The organism is Pantoea sp. FN0307 (assembly GCF_050113815.1).
GTDB classification, from domain to species: domain Bacteria; phylum Pseudomonadota; class Gammaproteobacteria; order Enterobacterales; family Enterobacteriaceae; genus Mixta; species Mixta alhagi.
Genome location: NZ_JBNJSO010000002.1, coordinates 246,716 through 263,608, shown reverse-complemented (window position 1 = coordinate 263,608; position 16,893 = coordinate 246,716). Strand labels below are relative to the sequence as shown.

11 protein-coding genes are annotated in these 16,893 nt (G+C 53.2%); 5 read left to right on the top strand and 6 right to left on the bottom strand.

Annotated elements, in window-relative coordinates; all coding sequences use genetic code 11:
- Window positions 1-38: 38 nt before the first annotated feature.
- From ACQE3Z_RS08690 to ACQE3Z_RS08680, 3 genes are all read right to left on the bottom strand, one after another.
- Window positions 39-1,472 carry a diguanylate cyclase gene (locus ACQE3Z_RS08690; protein WP_426973738.1) on the bottom strand — a complete coding sequence of 478 codons (1,434 nt, stop codon included), beginning with the start codon at window positions 1,470-1,472 and terminating at the stop codon, window positions 39-41.
- Between the two features lie 229 nt (window positions 1,473-1,701).
- Entirely contained in the window at window positions 1,702-3,177 is a 1,476-nt protein-coding gene (locus ACQE3Z_RS08685; protein WP_426973342.1) for a SulP family inorganic anion transporter, read from the bottom strand.
- On the bottom strand, window positions 3,174-3,818 hold the full coding sequence (locus ACQE3Z_RS08680; RefSeq protein WP_426973341.1) for a carbonic anhydrase: 645 nt from the start codon (window positions 3,816-3,818) through the stop codon (window positions 3,174-3,176). The genes ACQE3Z_RS08685 and ACQE3Z_RS08680 overlap by 4 nt, the downstream gene beginning before the upstream one ends.
- Window positions 3,819-4,483: 665 nt before the next feature.
- Here ACQE3Z_RS08680 and ACQE3Z_RS08675 point away from each other — a divergent pair.
- The gene (locus ACQE3Z_RS08675; RefSeq protein WP_426973340.1) at window positions 4,484-5,200 is read left to right on the top strand and encodes a polyphenol oxidase family protein; all 717 of its coding nucleotides are present in this window, start codon (window positions 4,484-4,486) and stop codon (window positions 5,198-5,200) included.
- Window positions 5,201-5,275: 75 nt separating this feature from the next.
- Here the strand turns inward: ACQE3Z_RS08675 and ACQE3Z_RS08670 are convergent, their stop codons facing one another.
- A complete protein-coding gene (locus ACQE3Z_RS08670; protein ID WP_426973339.1) occupies window positions 5,276-5,977 on the bottom strand; it encodes a response regulator in 702 nt (233 codons plus the stop codon).
- 518 nt (window positions 5,978-6,495) lie between these two features.
- On the opposite strand from ACQE3Z_RS08670, the gene ACQE3Z_RS08665 reads away from it, so the two are divergent.
- Entirely contained in the window at window positions 6,496-10,059 is a 3,564-nt protein-coding gene (locus ACQE3Z_RS08665) for an ATP-binding protein (RefSeq protein ID WP_426973338.1), read from the top strand.
- Window positions 10,060-10,239: 180 nt separating this feature from the next.
- Window positions 10,240-12,255 (top strand): FAD-dependent oxidoreductase, encoded by a 2,016-nt coding sequence (locus ACQE3Z_RS08660; protein ID WP_426973337.1) that lies wholly within the window; start codon window positions 10,240-10,242, stop codon window positions 12,253-12,255.
- 15 nt (window positions 12,256-12,270) lie between these two features.
- Here ACQE3Z_RS08660 and rlmG read toward each other — a convergent pair whose 3' ends face one another.
- On the bottom strand, window positions 12,271-13,389 hold the full coding sequence (rlmG, locus tag ACQE3Z_RS08655) for a 23S rRNA (guanine(1835)-N(2))-methyltransferase RlmG (RefSeq protein ID WP_426973335.1): 1,119 nt from the start codon (window positions 13,387-13,389) through the stop codon (window positions 12,271-12,273).
- 84 nt (window positions 13,390-13,473) lie between these two features.
- Here rlmG and ACQE3Z_RS08650 point away from each other — a divergent pair, with 84 nt between their 5' ends.
- On the top strand, window positions 13,474-13,977 hold the full coding sequence (locus ACQE3Z_RS08650) for a M48 family metallopeptidase (protein WP_426973333.1): 504 nt from the start codon (window positions 13,474-13,476) through the stop codon (window positions 13,975-13,977).
- Here the strand turns inward: ACQE3Z_RS08650 and ACQE3Z_RS08645 are convergent.
- Window positions 13,974-15,659, bottom strand: coding sequence for a chloride channel protein (locus ACQE3Z_RS08645; RefSeq protein WP_426973331.1), 1,686 nt, complete (start codon window positions 15,657-15,659; stop codon window positions 13,974-13,976). The two genes, ACQE3Z_RS08650 and ACQE3Z_RS08645, sit on opposite strands and share 4 nt — an antisense overlap.
- Window positions 15,660-15,817: 158 nt before the next feature.
- On the opposite strand from ACQE3Z_RS08645, the gene ACQE3Z_RS08640 reads away from it, so the two are divergent.
- Window positions 15,818-16,810, top strand: coding sequence for a Gfo/Idh/MocA family protein (locus ACQE3Z_RS08640; protein ID WP_426973329.1), 993 nt, complete (start codon window positions 15,818-15,820; stop codon window positions 16,808-16,810).
- The last annotated feature ends 83 nt before the right edge of the window (window positions 16,811-16,893 follow it).

Genomic DNA, 16,893 nt, shown 5'->3' with positions numbered 1-16,893 from the left:
CAGTGCAGGTTAGCTGCTGCGGTTTTTTCTGATGCAAGCTATGCAAGAGTGTGGAATACCGCGTTTTCGCTTGTTAGCGAGGACGTTGTCTGATTGCGCCCGTTGCGTTTTGAGATAAACAGCTGTTTATCGGCGGCAGAAACCAGCCGGTTAAACGACTCGCTTACGTTATTAGTTTCAAGAACGCCACTGGCTACGCCGATACTGACGGTAACGGCAACACCACTGCCGCGCAGCATGATTTTTTCCTGCATAATGCGGTGACGAATCGCCTCCGCTTTCTCCAGCAGTTGTCCATCGCTTAGCCCGAAAAGCAGTACCAAAAACTCTTCTCCGCCAAAACGACAAACCAGCCCCTCCTGCCCTACCGCCTGTTGCATACGCTGCGCAACCTCAAACAGCACCGCATCGCCTGCATCATGTCCGTAGTTGTCATTAATGGATTTAAAATAATCGACATCGATCAACAGCACACCGGCTACGCGCGCGCGCAGATCGCTGGTTTTTTCCAGCTGATGCAGTTGTTCGTACAGGCCTGAACGTGACAGTTGGCGGGTAAGGAAATCATGGTTAGCGCGCAGCGCCAGCTGATGATTAAGCTGCCGGATGGCATCCATACTGACGGCAACGATCAGCGGGCTGATCGCGACCGTCGCCACGCCCAGCCTCGCTGAAGCCAGATGTCCCAGCGGCAACAGGCTATCGTCCCCCTGAATATTCATCAAGCCATGCATAACCAAAACAATTTCGCTGATGCCGGTTATCAGCGTAAGGCCGCTGGTCAGCCAGAGCGGATAGCTGATGGCGCACCAAATCAGCGCCGGTACGGGAAACGAGAGACTGCCGCCGCCGCCAATCACCACCGCCGCACTCAGCGACAGTATTAACGATGCTATCGGCAGACAGTTCCGCCAGCGCCGCAGCGTTGAAAGCAATGATGGCCTTCGCGGCAACGTCAGCAGAAACGGCAGCAGCAGGACGCCGGTAGAAAACTGTTCGCTTAGCCAGTCGCTCCAGGCAGGCAGGAAGCGCTCGCTAATAAGCAGCCCCTGAGCCAGCGCCCCCCAGGTGGCGCAGGCAATCGAAGCCAACAGACAGGCAGGGAAAATGTTCAACGCGCTTTTTACTCTACCCGAGGCGTTAAGCAGCCCCGGTCTCTGGATCAGCATGGAGACAGCCACCAGGATAAACAGCAGATTAGCGCCGTTCAGGGTAAAGGCGGGTATCGCCCAGCCGGAAAAAAGGGTGTCGTTCAGAACCATCGCGCTATAACACACCAGATAGTAGTGCGGTCGATGCAGCCAGGAGAAACGCACAAAAATAGCGGTCAACAACGCATTAATCGGCCAGAACAGCGACAGCTCAGCGGGCAGACGTAAATGTCCGCCAACAAAACAAAAGAACAGAGTGAAAACAAACAGAATGAGGGCATTTTTGAGCGGTCCGTTTTTATCAAAAAGCGTAAATTGCATAACCGGGCGTACCTGTTGCGTTGCTCTTGCCGTCTTCAGAGTATCCATCGCAAATTCATTAAGGCGGCATATTATCTGGAGCGCCAATGTCATTCTGGCGAAGCGGCGCATCTTATCATGGTGTGTTCCATCGGCAGGATGAATCTTCTTCAGCCGGTAAAAATAAAACAGGCACTCATTGAGTGCCTGAGGAGACTAACCCGCTTACAATGCGGCAAGAGCTGGCAGATTATTTTACCGCCACCGGCCATTGATTGAGGCGTATGCCGCGTCGCGGCGCTTTTTCGCCAAAATCTTTCAGCACCGCTTTTACGTCGGGATCGAGATAATCCACATTATCATGATCGACAATCACCACACTGTTTTCCGGGATCTCATCCAGCAGGTTCTGCAAACGCGGATTATGCATAAACGTCAGATTCTGCTGCAGGCGCAAAACATAATGGTCATCGTAACGAGTAAGATGCATCGCGTTACGATGGCTTTTATAAATGCTGTACAGAATCTGGGTAGCAATCCCTAATCCAATACCGGCCAGCATCCCAAAAGCGATAATGCCTACGATAGTGGTGATAAAAGGTACAAACTGCTGCGCCCCCATGCGGATTTGATCGATAAACAGACGCGGCGTAGCCAGTTTATAACCGGTATACAGCAGTACTGCCGCCAGGCTTGCCAGCGGGATCACATTCAGCAACTCGCTGAACCACAGGCCGCAGATCAGTAGCAGTACGCCATGCAGCAGAATAGAGATTTTACTCTGCGCGCCTACGCTGACGTTCACCGAACTGCGGACAATAACCGCGGTAATGGGCAAAGCGCCAAGAAAACCAGCCAGGGTATTACCGATGCCCTGCGCCACCATCTCTTTATTTGGCGAAGGTGACGGATTCTGCGGGCGCAGCTTGTTCAGCGCCTGCTGGCTAAGCAGCGTTTCCAGGCTGGCCACCAGTGCCAGCGTAACGGCAACAACATACACCGACGGATTACGCCACGCCTGCCAGTCAGGCCTTTCCAGCTCGGCAGTGAGCGCGCTGAGGCTATCAAATTTCGGCAAGGAAATACGCGGCAGGTTAGTGATAAATTCCGGCTGCAACCGCTCGCCAAACAGAGTAGCCAGCCCGCCAAACAGTACGGCGATAAGCGGCCCGGGGATCCAGCTTAGCGCCTTCACTTTTTTCACCACCGGCGTCGTCCATATCCACAAAATCAGCAGACCGACCGCAGCGACAATGATGGCCGACACAGAGAAGCTAAACTCACCGCTAAACAGCGCGCTCAGTTCACTATCGCCGCTGGCTCCCAGCGCAACCGGGATCTGCTGCATAATCAAAAGAATACCAATAGCCGCCAGCATCCCTTTGATCACGCTGCCAGGCACCAGCGCGATAAAGCGCCCGGCCCGCAGCAGGCCAAGTACGACCTGAATCACGCCCGCCAGCACCAGCGCCAGCAAGAAGGCGGAAAACGATCCTAATGAAGCAACAGATGATACGACAATTGTGACCAGGCCAGCCGCCGGGCCGCTGACGGCAAAGCGTGATGGGCTAAAAGAGGTGACGACCAGCCCGCCGATCACGCCGGTCAGCAGGCCAACGAACGGCGGCAAGCCGCTGGCCTGAGCAATGCCCAGACACAGGGGCAGCGCCACCAGAAACACGACAAGGCCGGCAGGCAGATCCTGCCGAAGCGTCTTTGGAATCATGGCGATGTTTCCTCTGCAGATTGCTGAATTAACTCGGTTAAATGTCCTGACTGCAGATCGTAAACGCAGCCGAACAAATCCAGTTCTTTACCGCTACGCCAGGCTTGCAGCACCGGGGCGCTGACCGCCAGGTTAGCAAACTGCGCCAGTACATTGGCCTCAACCAGGCGATTATGGCGCGCAATGTCCGCCTCGCCGGCGGCATGAAACGCTGCCAGCCCATCCGTAAGCGCCATGCGCAGGGCAGCAATACGCCGTGACAGCGGGGAGTTCTCCTGCGCCAGCGGACTGTCCGGCAGCGCGACGGCGGCCTGTACGCCTCCACAGCCATAGTGTCCGCACAGTACGATGCGTTTTACCTCAAGGTACTCCAGCGCATATTGCAGCACGCTCATAAAGTTATCGTCATCGGTTAACACCATATTGGCGATATTGCGATGCACAAACAGTTCTCCCGGATCGGCACCGGTCAATACCTCTGCCGGTACACGGCTATCAGAACAGCCAATCCACAGCGAGTGTGGCTTTTGCTGATGCAAATAGCGTTCAAAATAGCGCGGGTTACGCTGTGTTTTTTGTAAGGCCCAGCTACGGTTTTTTGCTAACAGGGGTTTCAGGGTCGTCAAAGTCGTCGTCTCCATTCGGATAAATACAGGCAAGCCTGGGCGACAGTTAAACTTCATCAGGAAATACCGGAAGAGCCAAATAAAGCCTCCGGCAAATAAGTAGTACCACTTTTTATATTAAGTGCAGATTGTGAAAAAACAATTATTCCAGAAAGGGTGGGAGTGTAATTTTATCTAAAGGCAATGTATAAAATGAGTAAATAGGATTATGGACACTTGTAATGGCAATAAAATATAAAAAATTTAAAAACCAATTAAAAACAATTAGTTAAATAATAAAAATTCCTTTATTTTAAACGATAATAATAAAACCATGCATTTTAAAAGGTTATAATAAAATAGACGTCAATCTCATTATTAGCATGGCATCTCAATTTTTATGGAGCATACCACCGGTTATTTATCATAAGAAAAAACGATGACAGCCTAATAAACGCCGGTCCTGTTGGTCTGAGGCGCGATAAATAATAACGCACGCAATTAATAAATCGTTTATCAGACCGGCGTTGGCAAACATTATTATGGTGCATCATTACATTCATTGTTGCCGTAAAGAATTTGCGTTTATTTACTTAACAGAGTGAAAAAAATTTATCAGGCTGCTGGTAGTCATGGCCAGCCTCATCCTGTTTAATGACGGATATCGCTGGTCAGTCGCTGATTCCCTGTAAGGATGCTCTATGCAAAACGCCGCTCCGGTTCGTACCTCTGCTCTGCTCACTTCGCTTGGCTGGCTGGACCATGCTTTTTTGCCGGCGGGAATAGCACCGCCAGAAGAGACTGCCTGTGGTCATCAGCGACATAGCCCTACTATCGTAATGTCTGAAGAGGCTTTCCCGCGCAAGCAGTGCGAAGCAGACGGCGTGATCGCTACGGATTCACGCCCTGTGGCCGTATATACTGCAGATTGCCTGCCGGTGCTGATTGCCGATACGCGCCAGTATCATGTTGCAGCTGTACACGCAGGGCTAAAAGGGGCGTTGGCTGGCGTGCTGCCTGCGGCGGTGAATCGGTTATTGGCTTTGGGTGCTACGCCTGAAAGCCTGTTTGTGGCGATTGGTCCAGCCATTGCGCCCTGCTGTTATGAGCTTGGACAGGATGTACTGGGGACGATAACCTCCGACCCGCGTGTTACCGCGCCGCAATGGTTTTCTACCCAGCCCATAAATCCGCATGCGGTACGACCTCAGGCAGAGGCAAAGAACCAGGGGATCTGGTTTGATCTTCCGGCGCTGGGACGACAAATGCTGCTGGATATGAAAATCCCGGCAGCCCAAATAGAGGTGCTGCCGGTATGTACTTACTGCAGCGCTGAGCCGCAATCCAGCTATCGACGAAACGCGCATTTTTCTGACGGATACGCTTTGCGTTACTCCTGGATCCAGCGCCGGACATAACGGCAGCCTTGTAAAGCGTAAAACTGGCGTTGTGGTCGTTTGTTAAGCGCCAGAAGTAAACGCAGAAAAACGGGCTCAGGAACGTGACAGCAAATCACTACTGTATTTAAACAGTTCATTGTCAGAGCGCAGCCCCAGCTTTCTTAAGGCCGACTGTTTCTGCCCGCTAACGGTTTTACGGCTGCGTTTAAATTTAATGGCGATTTGAGAAACGCTCATGCCGTTAAGGAAACAACGGATAACTTCCACCTCACGCGGGCTGAGTAGCTTGACCTTTTCATACAGGCTGCCTTTTTGATTATTCCCTGCCAGCGGGTTTCTCAGTTCCTCGTGGATCACATATAAATCTTCAATCTCATAAGCCATATCACGTGACAGCCAGTGACGCCCGTAGCCGACCTGCCGAATCGCCTGAATCATTTCACTCATATCCTGGCTTTTACCAATAAAGCCTTTCACGCCTGCGTTAAGCACCATTTTTACAACCGCCGGGCTTTCCATCGCTGAAGAAATAAGAATATTTAAGCGTGGATAGTGATTACGCAACTGCTTGACCAGGGCAAGGCCATCCAGTTCTTTTTCGCCTAATAAGAAATCAAGTACTAATACATCAAGCTGTAAATCCGGCAGTTCGGTAAACAGTTGCTGACTGGAGCCAAAAGCCTTGATCAACATCATATCCGGCTCGGCGTTTATGCAGATCTCAAATGCCGTGCGAATCATGGGATGATCGTCCAGTAACGCTACCCGTAAAGGCCGGGCGATCGTTTTCGTCATCTCTTCACTCCTTGAATCATTATCGATGAATAAGCGCATAAATTAATTTGTTACGCGCTGTTGTAGAACGGGCGTAATGTTTTGGCCTGATTGTTATTAATATCTGTCGTTATCGTCTTGGTTATTAAACGCCTTTTCTAACCCTTCCTTGATTGAGCAGACGCGCATAAAAATAACGGAACTGATTAATGCCAGGCCCCTATCCTCAGCTTGCCGTGTAGGCGTGAGGCCTAAACAAGGCATGGAGACCTGAGACAATTCCTGATATTTTTAGCATAAAAAAAAACATACTGATAGCCTGTTTCTCTCGTGCTGACGCGGCACTCAATGAATGACAAAAAATTTTTCTTAATACAAGAAACGTCTCAAAATAATAACGAAACGATAAATCATCTATTTTTTACGCAGGAAAAAACCTATTATACTCAGTAAAGTCGCATATAAAAACTACACCAAGATAAGAAGTTACTCCCCGCCAGGTTTTATTTTTGCAACATAAAAATCTCAGGATAACGCTAATGATAAAAAGGACTTTATATTTTTACCTGGTTTTATTTATTGTTAATTTTCCTGCCCTCGCTCAATTGCCGCAATTAGAACTACAGGTACATACCGACATTGTATTGCCGCCGAAAGAACAGCTTAATGAATTAAAAACGCTTAATTATCCACAACGGCTGCGCGTTGGCGTACCGGGTTCCCCGCATCCCCCTATTTACAACAATATGGAACCAGGAAAATTCGCTGGTATCGCTGCAGATTATCTTGGCGCCCTGCAAAAGATGCTGGATGTTGAATTGCAGATCGTCTCCTACGCTAAGCCAGCGGAAGCAATCCAGGCGCTCAGAAAACAGCAGTTGGATATGTTGGCTTTTTATAATCCCTATCTCTATGGCGAAGACGGCATTATCGCTACCCCACCCTGGCTGCTGGATCGTCCGATTATTGCCCAAAATGAGCGCGCCCCGGTTAACTTCAATAGCGCCATGCAGCCGGTGCTGGCCTGGGCTGAAGCCCCTGGCTTTAGCCAGCAACTGCAACACTACTTTCCAAACGCGCGCCTGAAGCACTATCGCGATGCAGAAATGGCGCTGGCTGCCGTTGCCTTCGGTCAGGCAGATGCCATGTGGGGCAGCGCTGCCAGCATCGAATTCATTCGGCGCTATGGCTACAGCGGTCGAATTAACCTGAGCGCCAGCCGCTCGGTTCCTGATATGAATCTCTCTTTTGGCGTGTCCGCAGCACAGCCACAGCTGGCTAAAGCAATTAATATCGCGCTGCAGCAGATACCCCTGGCGGGCCGCCTGCGCATCGCCACCAACTGGGGGCTGGACTCGACGTTTGTGCTTAAAGCCAATCCGTTACAGCTCAATGCAGAGGATGAGATCTGGCTGCGTCAACATCCAGTGATTCCCGTGGTACCAAACTGGAACATCGCCCCGCTTTCAATGGTCAATTATGATAACCAGCCTGCCGGGATTGAAGCAGAGCTTCTGCAACTGATTAGTGAACGCACCGGCGTGAAGTTTGTTTATCCTGAGCCTTTCGCCGCCAGGGATAATAATATTCTGGCGCTGCGGCTGGCAGAACTGGAGCCGGAACATCCCGATCCTCATCTTGTTTATTCACGCCCGTATATCGTTACGCCATGGGTAATGGTGCAGAAAAACAATAACGATCCAGCCTGGTCCCTTTCGGCGTCGCCAGGCAGGAAGCTGGCGATAGAAGCACGTAGTCCTGTGCGCAAATGGCTACAGCAACAGTATCCCGGCACTAAAATACGTATCGTGGAGAATGCGCAGCAGGCTTTTGAATTGTTAGCGAGAGGCGAAGTTGATGCCATTATTCAACCCAAAATTATCGCCGATTATCAGTTAAATAATCAGTATGCCGGTCATCTGCGGATCAGCCGCACCCTGAACAGCAAGCCTGCGCGTTTCGTTATGGCCACCCAGACTGAAAATCTGGAGTTAATGCATATTATTGATAAAGCCCTGCTGGACATTTCGCGTGACACGCGGGAAAGAATCGTGCTGCGCTGGCAAAACGCCCGTCACGTCGATACTTATAATTACTGGCAATATTACCGCAGCACCATTATTAAAATTACGCTGGGGATCGGCCTGCTCGCCCTACTGATCCTGCTCTGGAACCGGCATCTGCAGCACATTATCCGCGAGCGCACCCGTGCAGAACAGACCTTAAAAAACCAGTTAACCTTTACCAATACGCTGTTTGATGAGTCGCCGGTAGTGATGTATGTCCGCGATCGACAGATGCGCCTGCTGCATTGCAACAAGGCCTACGTCGATTTCCTGCATATTCCACGTGAACAGCTGTTGGGTACAGCGCTTGATGTGCTGCCAACAGAGTCTGTTATCAGGCAACGGTTTCAGGAAATTTATCAACAGACCTTTGAAGAAGGAAAACCTCTGGTGCAGGATCTCAACATGCATTATGAGGGGCGCGACTATTACGCGTTGCACTGGGCGCTGCCCTATCGCGATCATGCAGATAATATCGTGGGCGTTATTGGCGGTTGGCTGGATATTACCGAGCGCTATGAGTTGCTTACCGCCCTGGAAAAAGCCAAAGAGGAAGCCGACCGCGCCAACGAATTTAAAAGCCGCTTTCTGGCAAATACCAGCCATGATATTCGCACCCAGTTACATGCGATTATTGGCCTGCTGGAGCTGGAAATGCGGCGCTCGCCGCAACCGCTTGGGCCGAACATCACAGCCGCTTATGACGCTGCCACTACGCTGCAAAATCTGATCGGTAATGTACTGGACTTATCGAAAATTGAATCGGGGATTTTAGAGCCTGAACCGATGCCCACCAACCTGGTGACGGTTGTGGAACAGCTGTTTGCTCTGTTCCACAGCAAAGCTGAAGCGCGCGGCCTGCTCTTTCGCAAAGCGCTCAGCGTGGTACATCCCTGCGTGCTGATTGATGCCACCATGTTTAATCAAATCGTCGCTAATTTGCTGAGCAACGCGCTGAAATTTACCCATGCGGGTAAGGTAGAAATTACGCTGTATCAGCAACCGGACGCCGCCGAGCTGGCAAATAAGCGCGGCCGCTATATCCTGAAAGTGAGTGACACCGGCTGCGGTATTAGCCCTCATGAGTTGCATAAAATTTTCGATCCCTTTGTTCAGGTAGGCGATCGACATAGCCAACAGGCGGGAACCGGTCTCGGCCTGAGTATCTGCCGCCATCTGGCACATCTGTTGGGCGGAGAAATCAGCGTAGAGAGCGAGTCGGGTACAGGCTCCGTGTTTATTTTTAGCTTTTGTGTGCCGCTATGCGAAGAAAATATGCCAGTCAACGAGAACCACGGACAGCATCAGGGCGACGGCGTTATGCGCATTTTGATCGTGGAAGATCACGCCCCGAACCGGCTGCTGCTGGCCCAGCAGCTGATCTATCTGGGCCATCAGGTTATTGAAACAGAGCGGGCCAGCGAGGCGCTGGTTTGTTGGGAGCAGCAGAGAAACGCCATCGATTTAATCATTACCGACTGCAATCTTCCTGATATGGATGGTTTTATCTTTGCCCAAACTTTGCGCCAGCGTGAAGCGGAACTGGGGCTGCAGCCGGTACCGATCGTTGGCCTGACTGCCGCTGCAGAAAAGACGATCCAGCAACGCTGCATCGATGCCGGTATGAATTGCTGCCTGTTTAAACCAGCGAATATCGACACCCTGCATAGCTTTATCTCTACCTCTGTTTACGTGAACGCGCCCGCAGTACCGGGTAACGGGCTGCTTGAGCAACTGATCGATGTTGATCCTGATGCCTGCGCCAGGCTGATTACCAGCGCAATTGATAGCCATCGCCAGCTGGTCATTCAGCTACAGCAATGTCATCAGCATGCTGAGATCATTACCCTGGCCCATACATTAAAAGGCGGAGCGCGCCTGCTTAATGCGATGCGGCTGGAAAAGCTGTGCCAGCAGTTAGAAGACAGCGAAAGCGATGATGTCCATCTTGATGAACTGTGTCAGGAAGTGATTAATGAAGTGCAGGTACTGGAGGCCATGCTGCTTACCCGGCTGCGATCGTTAAACCGCGACTGACCCGATCTCAGGCTCTGTCTTAAACGTCTGCCCCGCTTGTCGGGCAGGCGGCTTCAGGCCCGCTACTTTTTTGATGTATCTCACAGGCTGACCCGCTGCCGCTTTTCTTTCTTAACCTGAGCGCTACAGTCAACTCATCCGACCACTTAATAATAATTTAACATTCAGGTGAGTAGCTTTATGTCGATCACGCCATCGCTTTTCGATCCGCTCGATCTTGGCTTTACCCAACTAAAAAACCGTGTGCTAATGGGATCGATGCATACCGGTCTGGAAGAGCGGCCTGACGGCGCAGCGCGGCTTGCCGCCTTTTATGCCGATCGCGCCGCGGGCGGCGTAGCGTTGATCGTTACCGGCGGCATAGCCCCTTCCCCGGAAGGGGTGGTGGTTGCTGGCGGTTCGGTACTGAACGCTGAAACGCAGCTGGCGCATCACCGCATCATTACCGACGCGGTCCATCAGCACGATGGGAAAATCGCCTTACAGATCCTGCATGCCGGTCGCTACAGCTATCAGCCTGCGCTGGTAGCACCTTCGCCGCTACAGGCGCCTGTTAATCCTTTTATGCCGCAGGCCCTGAGCCATGAGGCCATTTTGCAGTTGATTGAGGACTTTGCGCGCTGTGCGACGCTGGCCCAGCAGGCGGGCTATGACGGCGTGGAAATCATGGGTTCGGAAGGCTATCTGATCAATCAGTTCCTGACGCTACGCACTAATCAACGTAGCGACGAATGGGGAGGCGATTTTGCGCATCGTATGCGTTTTGCGGTACGCATTGTGCAGGCGGTACGCGCTGCGACCGGACCTGACTTCATTATTATTTATCGACTGTCGATGCTCGACCTGGTGCCGGAGGGCAATACGCTGGAAGAAACAATCGCGCTGGCGCAGGCTATCGAAGCGGCGGGCGCCACGCTGATCAATAGCGGTATCGGCTGGCATGAGGCGCGTATTCCTACCATCGCTACCTCGGTTCCGCGCGCTGCTTTCGGCTGGGTCACGCGCCTTCTGCGACAGCATGTGACGCTGCCGCTGATCGCCACCAACCGCATCAACCAGCCGGAGGTAGCGCAGCAACTGCTGGATGAGGGCTGTGCGGATATGATCTCAATGGCACGGCCTTTCCTTGCGGATGCTGCTTTTGTCGCTAAGGTGCAGGCCAACCGCGCTGCCGAGATCAATACCTGCATCGGCTGCAATCAGGCCTGCCTCGATCAAATTTTTGCGGGCAAAGTGACTTCCTGTCTGGTTAACCCACGCGCCTGTCATGAAACACTGATGCCGGTGACGCCCGCCCGCCAGCAGAAAAAGCTGGCGGTGGTTGGCGCAGGCCCCGCTGGTCTGGCGTTTGCGGTAAATGCCGCCATGCGCGGCCATCAGGTCACACTGTTCGATGCCGCCAGCGCTATCGGTGGTCAGTTTAACGTGGCGCGCCAGATCCCTGGCAAAGAAGAATTTAATGAAACGCTGCGTTACTACCGTACCCAGCTACAGCGCTACAACGTGGAGACCCGCCTGAACTGCCGTGCCGACGCGGAAATGCTGCACGATTTTGACGAGGTGATCCTGGCCAGCGGCATCGTGCCGCGTACGCCAGCGATTGAAGGCATATCGCACAGCAAGGTGCTGAACTATCTGCAGGTGCTGCGCGATAAAAAACCGGTGGGTGCACGCGTTGCGATTATTGGCGCTGGCGGCATCGGCTTCGATACCGCCAGCTATCTCAGCCACAGCGATAATGCCAGCAGCCTGAATATTGATGCCTTCTGCCAGGAGTGGGGGATCGATAAAAGTCTGCAGCAGCGCGGCGGGTTAACCACGCCGCAGCCCGTCGGCAGCCCGCGTCAGATTTGGTTGCTGCAGCGCAAAGCGGGCAAGCCGGGCACCGGGCTGGGGAAAACCACCGGCTGGATCCACCGCAGCACTCTGCTGGCGCGCGGCGTAGAGATGTGGGGCAATGTGCAGTATCAGCGCATTGACGATGAGGGGCTGCATATCCTGCGCGACGGCCAACCGCTCACGCTGGCGGTGGATAACGTGATTATCTGCGCCGGTCAGGAGCCTGACCGGACACTGGCGGTTCCCTTGCAGGCGGCAGGTAAGCCAGTGCATATTATCGGTGGCGCGGATGTGGCGCTGGAGCTGGATGCGCGCCGCGCTATCGCCCAGGGAACGGAACTGGCGCTGGCCATCTGATCCACGCTGGCAATCTCAACGCAGCTTTACCGAGCGCAGCACCACAAACTTGTTATTTGACGCCACGGTGGTGCAGTTGCCAAACAGCTTTTTCATTTTGCGATAATAATCCAGATGGCGGTTGCCAACGATACGCAGTTCGCCGCCATACTGCAGGCAGCGGCGCGCGTCCCGGAACATCTGCCAGGCGATATGATCGGTCACTGCGCTCTGCTGATGGAAAGGAGGATTACAGAGCACCGCATGCAGACGATCGGCCGGAAAACCGCTCAGCGCGTTATTGACCTGAAAATGGCTGCGCGCCATATCCTGCGGACGGTTAAGCTCAACGTTCATGCGGCTGGAAGCGATCGCCATCCAGGATTCATCAATGAAATGCACTTCCGCCTGTGGATTCATCTCCAGCGCCAGCAGACCAATCACGCCGTTTCCGCAGCCAAGATCAGCAATCTCGCCGGTGATATTATCCGGCAGATGCTGCATAAAGAAACGCGCGCCAATATCCAGCCCGCTGCGGGAAAAGACGTTGGCATGATTATGAATCTGATACGCGGTGCCATCCAGCGGCCAGCTCAGCGTCTCCGCCTGCGGCTTGAGTTCCGGCGCGGCAAAAGTGCTGTAAACCAGGCGCGCTTTTTTCCACGCCAGCGAGGTTTTCGTTGGGCCAAGAATACGTTCAAACAGCTGCAGCGTGGAGGTATGGATATCTTTCGCGCGCGCACCGGCAATAATAACGGTTTCCGGCGTCACCACTTCACGCAGCTGACGCAGCTGATGCTCCAGCAGTGCCAGCGTGCGGGGGATCTTAATCAGCACGCAGGCGGGGGCAGCAGGCAGCGGTGCCATGCTGTCAAGCAGGGTCACCCGATCCTCATCCAGCTGGTTGTCACGCAGATTTTGACGCGTCGCCTGCTGGCTAATCCATGAATCATTAATGCTGTAGAGTGGGCGATCCAGCGCGCAGGCGAGTGCGCCAAAGCTGTCGTTAAATACCAGCAGTGGTCCCTGCTCCGGCAGCGTTTGCTGCAACAGATACTCATCGGCCGAATCCCACGCCTGGAGTGGGTTTTCTTCCTGCATACGCGGGAAGCGGTGTAAGGTCAGCGTGCGTTGGCTCAGTTCTAATTGGCTCATGGATTCCTCGGCGTGGTACTATTGCGCATCTTTTCGCCCCGAAAGCGGGGGCGCAGTATACTGCCTTTTTATTCGAGCCGCGTCATGTCGTCGTTAATTTATCTGCAGGGCTATCCTGAAACGCTGCTGCGCCAGGTCCAGACCCTTATTGATCAGCAGCGCCTTGGCGAAGTGCTACAACAGCGCTATCCCGCCATGCACAATATCACCAGTGACAAAGCGCTGTATGACTATACGCAGGCGCTTAAAAACCGCTATTTACGCAACGCCGCGCCGCTGAATAAAGTGATCTATGACAGTAAAATCCGCGTCATAAAACATGCGCTTGGCCTGCATACCGCTGTCTCACAGGTGCAGGGCGGCAAGCTGAAAGCGCGGGCGGAAATTCGTGTTGCCACGCTGTTCCGTCAGGCACCGGAAGCCTTTCTGCGCATGATCGTGGTGCATGAGCTGGCGCATATCAAAGAGAAAGAGCACAACAAAGCGTTTTACCAGCTCTGCTGCCACATGGAGCCAGATTATCATCAACTGGAGTTCGATACCCGACTGTGGCTAACTCATCAGGCTCAGTTGGGCAACCCCGATTAAATAAACGCTTTCGCCTTTCTAATCAGGCTGGTTTTGGTCAATACGCCAAGATATTTACGATCCTGTGGATTATTTAATACCGGCAGACGCTCCAGCGTGACCTGTGCAAAAGCTTCCCATCCCTCGCGCACCGTTTGATTGCGGAACACACAGGGAAACTGTGCATCCATCACCAGAATCACCGGCGAATCGAGCGTAATTTCATGATCGAGAATTTTGCGCGAAATATCGTGAATCGAAACCACGCCAAGAAAATGCCCCAGGTCGTTAATTACATAGACATAGCGCTCTTTTTTCAGCGAGCTGACCGCCAGCGCGCGCCCTACCGATTCATGCGGCTGTAGCGCGGCGCCGGGTACAATCAGCTGCTCGATAATACTGTTATCAAAATCGAGCTTGGCATCAGCGCGATTAAAATGCTGCGTTACCACGGGATAGGTACTGGTCGCCTGCAGCTGCCAGGCGACCATTGCCGCCAGCACGGTAGCGATCATTACCGGAAACAGCAGGCTGCTGTTTAAAGTCATTTCCAGCACCATCAGCATCGCCATCAGGGGAGCCTGACTGACCGCAGCCAGCACTGCCCCCATGCCCACCACTGCAAACAGCAGCGTGTTGCTTACCGGCAGCCCGGCCTGTCGCGCCAGCGTAGCGATGATTACGCCCAATAGCGCCCCTACCAATAGCGAGGGCGTAAATAATCCGCCCACCGCATTCGATCCCACCGACAACGCCGTTGCGCTCATTTTCAACGCCAGCAGCAGCAGTAGCGCGGGCAGCAGATAGTGTCCGGCCATAATCTTCACGATCACTTCATAGCCGTTGCCAAGGATATCGGTGGAAACCAGCGCCAGCGTGCCCACCAGCAGCCCCCCTAATCCAAGACGCAGCGGCAGCGACCGAACATGAGAAAAAAGCTGCCTGCTGTGGCCGATCATTTTAATCAGCAGCCAGCCAAGCAGGCCGGATAACAGGCCAACGGCAACCGTCAACAGCAGCGTGGTCGGATCCAGCTGAAACGCGACCTCGGCAAAGGGATAAAGCGCATTGCGCAGCCCCAGCGACCACATGGTCATGACCGCCGTGGCGGCCGCGATAATCAGCGGGATCAGCCGCTGCAGCGCCGTGATGCCAAAAGCGATCTCCGCCACGAAAATTGCCGAGGCCAGCGGAGCATGATAAACCGAGGCCAGCCCGGCGGCGGCGGCCATCGCAACAATTTCACTGTTATTGATAGCGACCGATTTAAAGCAAAAACGCCCCATCAGGCTGCCGCACAGCGCCGAAAGCTGCACCATCGGCCCTTCTTTACCAATAGAGGCACCGCTGCCAATACTGGCAATTGATGAGATCGCACGAAACAATGAAGTTCTGGTCGGCACCGCATCCAGCCGGGCGTTGATGACATCCAGATAGTCGGTTTTACTGATTTGCTGCTGTTCGAGACTGACGGCATAGCGCAGAAAAAAACCGGCAATAATGCCGCCTGTCCCAACAATCAGCGGCCAGCAGTACCAGGGCCAGACGGTCATCGCCACGGTAATATCGCGATCGCTATGAAACAGTAATTGATTAATCAATTCAATTAGATGACGGAAGCCTAGCGTTACCAGCGATGCCGCGCAGCCTACCGGGATCGCGACCAGAATAGTGGTCCAGTTAAGAACATGTTTAACGCTCACATCGCATCCTTCTGTTACGGTTCCTGCATCCAGGAAAGAAGCCATGATATTGGAAGGCGGATCGCAGGATCAAATCAGCAGTAGCGCTTTGCCGTAGCGCAACCCAACGCGCATGCTACTCTGCCCTTCTGCACTCAAGCTCAGGAGTTAGAATTTTTATGATTCGCTTCGCTATTGTAGGCACTAACTGGATTACCCGGCAGTTTGTGAAGGCTGCCCATGAAACCGGCAACATGAAGCTGACCGCCATTTACTCGCGCACGCTGGAACAGGCATTGGCGTTCGCTAAAGATTGTCCGGCCGATCACCTCTTTATCTCACTGGAGCAGATGGCAGCCTGCGCTGAGATTGACGCGGTTTATATCGCCAGCCCTAATGCCCTGCATTGTGAGCAGGCGCTGCTGTTCATGCGTCATAACAAGCATGTGATTTGTGAAAAGCCGCTCGCCTCTACTCTTCAGGAAGCTGAACAGATGATCGCCTGCGCCGCTGAAAATCAGGTGGTGCTGTTTGAAGCGTTTAAAACTGCCTGCCTGCCGGGTTTTCAGGTGATCCAACAGGCCCTGCCGCAGCTTGGCAGGCTGCGTAAGGCGCTGTTCAACTATTGTCAGTACTCTTCCCGCTATCCGCGTTACCTGAACGGCGAGCATCCCAATACTTTCGATCCGCGCTGGTCTAACGGCTCCATTATGGATATTGGCTATTACTGCCTGGCCAGCGCGCTGGCGCTATGGGGCGAGCCGCAACGGGTACAGGCGCAGGCCGCACTACTGGCAAGCGGCGTTGATGCGCACGGTGCGGTGCTGATGCATTACGGCGATTTCGATGTCACGCTGCTGCATTCCAAAGTCAGCGACTCGCATATTCCCAGCGAAATTCAGGGCGAGGCGGGCTCGCTGGTGATAGAAAAACTCTCTGAAGTCCAACGCATTACCTTTATCCCTCGCGGCGGCGCAGCGCAGGATCTGACGCCAGCGCAGCACAGTAACACGATGCGTTATGAAGCTGAGCATTTCGCAGAGCTGGTCGCTAAGCGGCACGTCGAGCATGCAGGATTGTCGTTGGCGTGCAGCACAGCGCGCCTGTTGTCAGAGATCCGTCGGCAAACCGGTGTGGTTTTTCCGGCTGATAAAGCGATCAGATCCACTTAGTGTAAATATTTCAAAATATTACTTTAGATACGTTGCTTATTGACTGGTGCTCTTCTATCTTTCTTTGCAGCAAAGGGGAGTAA

Excerpts from the sequence above, each read along its gene's own strand:
- ACQE3Z_RS08680 (WP_426973341.1), bottom strand. The coding sequence starts at position 3,818 with ATGGAGACGACGACTTTGACGACCCTGAAACCCCTGTTAGCAAAAAAC.
- rlmG (WP_426973335.1), bottom strand. The coding sequence starts at position 13,389 with ATGAGCCAATTAGAACTGAGCCAACGCACGCTGACCTTACACCGCTTC.
- ACQE3Z_RS08660 (WP_426973337.1), top strand. The coding sequence starts at position 10,240 with ATGTCGATCACGCCATCGCTTTTCGATCCGCTCGATCTTGGCTTTACC.
- ACQE3Z_RS08685 (WP_426973342.1), bottom strand. The coding sequence starts at position 3,177 with ATGATTCCAAAGACGCTTCGGCAGGATCTGCCTGCCGGCCTTGTCGTG.
- ACQE3Z_RS08650 (WP_426973333.1), top strand. The coding sequence starts at position 13,474 with ATGTCGTCGTTAATTTATCTGCAGGGCTATCCTGAAACGCTGCTGCGC.
- ACQE3Z_RS08670 (WP_426973339.1), bottom strand. The coding sequence starts at position 5,977 with ATGACGAAAACGATCGCCCGGCCTTTACGGGTAGCGTTACTGGACGAT.
- ACQE3Z_RS08665 (WP_426973338.1), top strand. The coding sequence starts at position 6,496 with ATGATAAAAAGGACTTTATATTTTTACCTGGTTTTATTTATTGTTAAT.
- ACQE3Z_RS08640 (WP_426973329.1), top strand. The coding sequence starts at position 15,818 with ATGATTCGCTTCGCTATTGTAGGCACTAACTGGATTACCCGGCAGTTT.
- ACQE3Z_RS08690 (WP_426973738.1), bottom strand. The coding sequence starts at position 1,472 with ATGCAATTTACGCTTTTTGATAAAAACGGACCGCTCAAAAATGCCCTC.
- ACQE3Z_RS08675 (WP_426973340.1), top strand. The coding sequence starts at position 4,484 with ATGCAAAACGCCGCTCCGGTTCGTACCTCTGCTCTGCTCACTTCGCTT.